Raw genomic sequence first — 3160 nt, forward strand, 5'->3', positions numbered from 1 at the left:
TGTTCGAGCGGCGCCACATCGCCGCCATCGACAAACCGCCGCCCGTCAATCCAAGTCGAAGGTACCCCCGCTGCTCTCCCGATCAGATGAGCCTCGACTATGTCTAACTTTCCCCGGACAGCCCTGCGTAAACGGGGCGAGGGAAAAGACCCTACTCTTCCGGCTCGACGGTGAACAGCAGCGGATAGCCCTTGGCCTTGCCGGCATCGGTCGCCCGCGTCGCCTTGGTTTCCGCGACATCCTTGGTGAACACTGCAACGACGCAGACGCCGCGCGTGTGCGCCGTGATCATGACACGATGCGCCTGGTCTTCGCTGAGCTTGAACTCGCCTTTGAGCACAGTGACGACGAATTCGCGCGGCGTGAAATCGTCGTTGATCAGGATGACTTTGTAAAGCTTCGGCCGCTCGGTCTTCGGCTGCGCCTTGACACGGGGTTTGATGACGGTTTCGGGCATCGGAATCCACCAGCGAGGAACTGGGTTTCACATCACTTTGTCACGCAGAAACGCGCTCGTCCATTTGACTGCGCAACGGCGACAAGGCCAGGGCGATCAACTCTATGTGGGGAAGCGCTGGCTGCCGGTCAACGGCCCTGCCGCCCGGCCGTGCGCGACCTGTCGGGGCCGCCCGATCCGCGCTCCAGCAGCGCAAAGAGCATCCAGGCGGCAAAGCCGATCATCGTCGAGCCGGTCAGCACGAGAAGAATCCAGGACTGCGCCGGCGTGATGTAGTCGAAGCTTGAAGAGCTCAGCGGAGCGAACAGCTCTGGCTCGGTCCTGCCGCTGGCGGGATCCGGCACGGGACTTGCGGTAAAGATGATCAACGATCGCGCGGCCGCGGTGGCGATCAGGCCGCCGAGTGTCAGCGAACGCATCAGGGACGAAAACCGCTTCTTCATGCGGATTGTCCTACAGCACCGGCATTGCAATCAGGTTAAGGCTGCGCGGCGGAAACTTGCCGATCGAGAAGGCTTCCGTCGCGCGTAAGCCGCCCCGGCCTGAACCGGAGCGGCTTTGCAGGATGATGTCGAAGCCCGGGTCAGGTCTTCGGGGCGTCCTTCTTCTCGGTCTTCTTGACGACCTTCTTCGTGTCGGCCTTCTTGTGCTTCTTGACGGTCTTCTTGGCCGAAACTTTCTTCACCGGCTTGGCCGTGGCGTCGGCCGGAGCGGTCGTGGTCGTCGAGGCAGCCGGAGCAGCGGTCGTCGTGGCGGCGGCGTTGCCGAGAGCCGGCATGGCGAAAGCGAGGGCAACACCGAGGCCGAGGGCGGAGAGGATGGACTTCTTCATGGCTTCATTTCCTTTTTCTTGCAGATCTGGATGAGCGTCACTGAACGGGATCGATCGGTGTCACTCCAAGCAGCTTCAAAGCGTTTGCGAGCATCCGGATTCCCTGTGCCTGTTTCTTGTTGGCGCAGAACCGGTCTCCCTTTCTTTGCAGTGCTTTCGCCGCGGTGACCTGCGTTGCCGCGGCATGGGTTTCGAGGGCTTCGTCAACCTGACGGCTCAGATTGGTGCAACGCTCGGTCCGGGTGAGCGGCGGCGCGACCTTTGGGGTTGAGGCGCCGGCCGCTGCTGTGATGAGCGATATGCTGAGCAAAGCACCCATCACGCTGATCCAGAACCTCTGCATTGGTGTCGTCCGTTACTCCGGAAACTTGCGTCGCAGCCGATGACCTGACCGCCACGGCACCGGTTATGCCCTTGAAATTTTTCACCAGTTTTTCTCGACTGTAGAATTTTGTTTCTGGATTGTTTCTGGGGAACCCGACCGGCGCGGCGATCGCGGCCACTGGCCAAGATGTGGCCCGAATTCTATCGTGTGAGAGATCGCCGAAGGGACGCCCGGCTAACAGAATCATAGGTTTCGAGTGAAATCGGACGCACACATACTGATCGTCGACGACGACAAGGGCATACGCGACCTGCTGCAAGAGTTTTTCCAGAAGCGCGGGCTGCACACGACGGTAGCCGGTGACGGCACCGAGATGGAGGCGGTCCTGCGCCGCACGCCGGTGGACCTGATCGTTCTCGACGTGATGCTGCCCGGAAGGAGCGGACTCGAGCTTTGCCGCGAGATCCGCGCCAACTACACCACGCCGATCATCATGCTGACCGCGGTCACCGAGACGACCGACCGTGTTGTGGGTCTCGAAATGGGCGCCGACGACTATGTGCCCAAGCCCTTCGATCCGCGCGAGCTTCTGGCCCGCATCCGCGCCGTGCTGAGGCGCAACGGCAGCGCCGAGCCGCGCCGCCCCGTCGCCAAGCAGATATACCGCTTCGCCGGCTGGACGATGGACTGCGCCCGCCGCCGCCTGACGGCCCCCGACGATGTGCGGGTAGAGCTGACTATGGCCGAGTTCAACCTGTTGCAGACCCTCGTGAAGAGCGCGGGACGCGTGCTGACCCGCGAGCAGCTGATCGAGCTCTCCGGCGGCGACACCGGCTACAGCTTCGACCGCAGCGTCGACATTCTGGTGAGCCGCCTGCGCCGCAAGATGGAAGACGATCCGAAAACGCCGAAACTGATCCTGACGGTGCGCAGCGGCGGCTATCAGTTCCTGCCCGAGACAACGTCCGAATGAGACGCTTCCTGCCGCAGACCCTGCCTGCCTGGGTGCTGCTCATCGTCATTGCCGGCCTCATGCTCAGCCAGGTGGCGACGCTCTACATCGTGGCGCGCGACCGCGCCGCCGCCAACGGTGTCGTCGATCTCTACCGGTTGAACGACCGTGCCTATTCGCTCGTGCAGTTGATGCACGACGCCACGCCCGAAGAGCGCAAGGCGACCGCATCCGGCCTGTTCAACTCGACCTATGCGCTGACGGTTTCGGACACGCCCGCCGTCACCTCCTCGATCGCCGGCGATGATGAACTGGCCGAGCTGGAGGACATCCTGGTCGGCCGCCTTTCGAAATTCGGCGTCACCGACGCGCGCGTGCGGCGCGATCCGGCCACCCAGGAGGCCGACGTCCCGGACGGTCAGGCGGTGAACAGGGATGTCGGCCAGGTCGAACGCGACCTTCTGGTGCTCGCCGCGGATTTCGCGCAGAGCGACAAGCTGACGGCGTCATTGCGTTTTTCCGACGGGCAGTGGTTGAATTTCACGGAACCGATCACGCCGGCGGGGCCGATTCTGAGCCTCGACAGCCTGCCGC

The 3160-nt window shown here is 63.0% G+C and carries 5 protein-coding genes and 1 pseudogene; 2 read left to right on the forward strand and 4 right to left on the reverse strand.

Translation table 11 applies throughout. The features are described from left to right. Window positions 1-151 precede the first annotated feature (151 nt). From clpS to EOA24_RS32155, 4 genes are all read right to left on the reverse strand, one after another. Window positions 152-457, reverse strand: a complete 306-nt coding sequence (gene clpS / locus EOA24_RS32140; protein ID WP_042640247.1) for an ATP-dependent Clp protease adapter ClpS — start codon at window positions 455-457, stop codon at window positions 152-154. 128 nt (window positions 458-585) lie between these two features. Continuing rightward, window positions 586-900, reverse strand: a complete 315-nt coding sequence (locus EOA24_RS32145) for a hypothetical protein (protein WP_245466971.1) — start codon at window positions 898-900, stop codon at window positions 586-588. 140 nt (window positions 901-1040) lie between these two features. Then, window positions 1041-1289, reverse strand: coding sequence for a hypothetical protein (locus tag EOA24_RS32150; protein ID WP_126081632.1), 249 nt, complete (start codon window positions 1287-1289; stop codon window positions 1041-1043). A 37-nt stretch (window positions 1290-1326) separates the two neighbouring features. Then, the gene (locus EOA24_RS32155; protein ID WP_126081631.1) at window positions 1327-1632 is read right to left on the reverse strand and encodes a hypothetical protein; all 306 of its coding nucleotides are present in this window, start codon (window positions 1630-1632) and stop codon (window positions 1327-1329) included. Window positions 1633-1870: 238 nt separating this feature from the next. Between EOA24_RS32155 and EOA24_RS32160 the strand changes: the two genes are divergently transcribed. Both EOA24_RS32160 and EOA24_RS32165 read left to right on the forward strand, forming a co-directional pair. After that, complete coding sequence (locus tag EOA24_RS32160; protein ID WP_126081630.1) at window positions 1871-2587, forward strand: response regulator transcription factor; 717 nt, start codon at window positions 1871-1873, stop codon at window positions 2585-2587. Beyond that, window positions 2584-3160 (forward strand): annotated as a pseudogene (locus EOA24_RS32165) (osmolarity sensor protein EnvZ); the annotation flags it as partial. The gene EOA24_RS32160 and the pseudogene EOA24_RS32165, both read left to right, overlap by 4 nt.

The sequence above is a fragment of the Mesorhizobium sp. M2A.F.Ca.ET.039.01.1.1 genome (genome assembly GCF_003998035.1).
In the GTDB taxonomy this organism is placed as follows: domain Bacteria; phylum Pseudomonadota; class Alphaproteobacteria; order Rhizobiales; family Rhizobiaceae; genus Mesorhizobium.

Excerpts from the sequence above, each read along its gene's own strand:
- EOA24_RS32150 (WP_126081632.1), bottom strand. The coding sequence starts at position 1,289 with ATGAAGAAGTCCATCCTCTCCGCCCTCGGCCTCGGTGTTGCCCTCGCT.
- clpS (WP_042640247.1), bottom strand. The coding sequence starts at position 457 with ATGCCCGAAACCGTCATCAAACCCCGTGTCAAGGCGCAGCCGAAGACC.
- EOA24_RS32155 (WP_126081631.1), bottom strand. The coding sequence starts at position 1,632 with ATGCAGAGGTTCTGGATCAGCGTGATGGGTGCTTTGCTCAGCATATCG.
- EOA24_RS32145 (WP_245466971.1), bottom strand. The coding sequence starts at position 900 with ATGAAGAAGCGGTTTTCGTCCCTGATGCGTTCGCTGACACTCGGCGGC.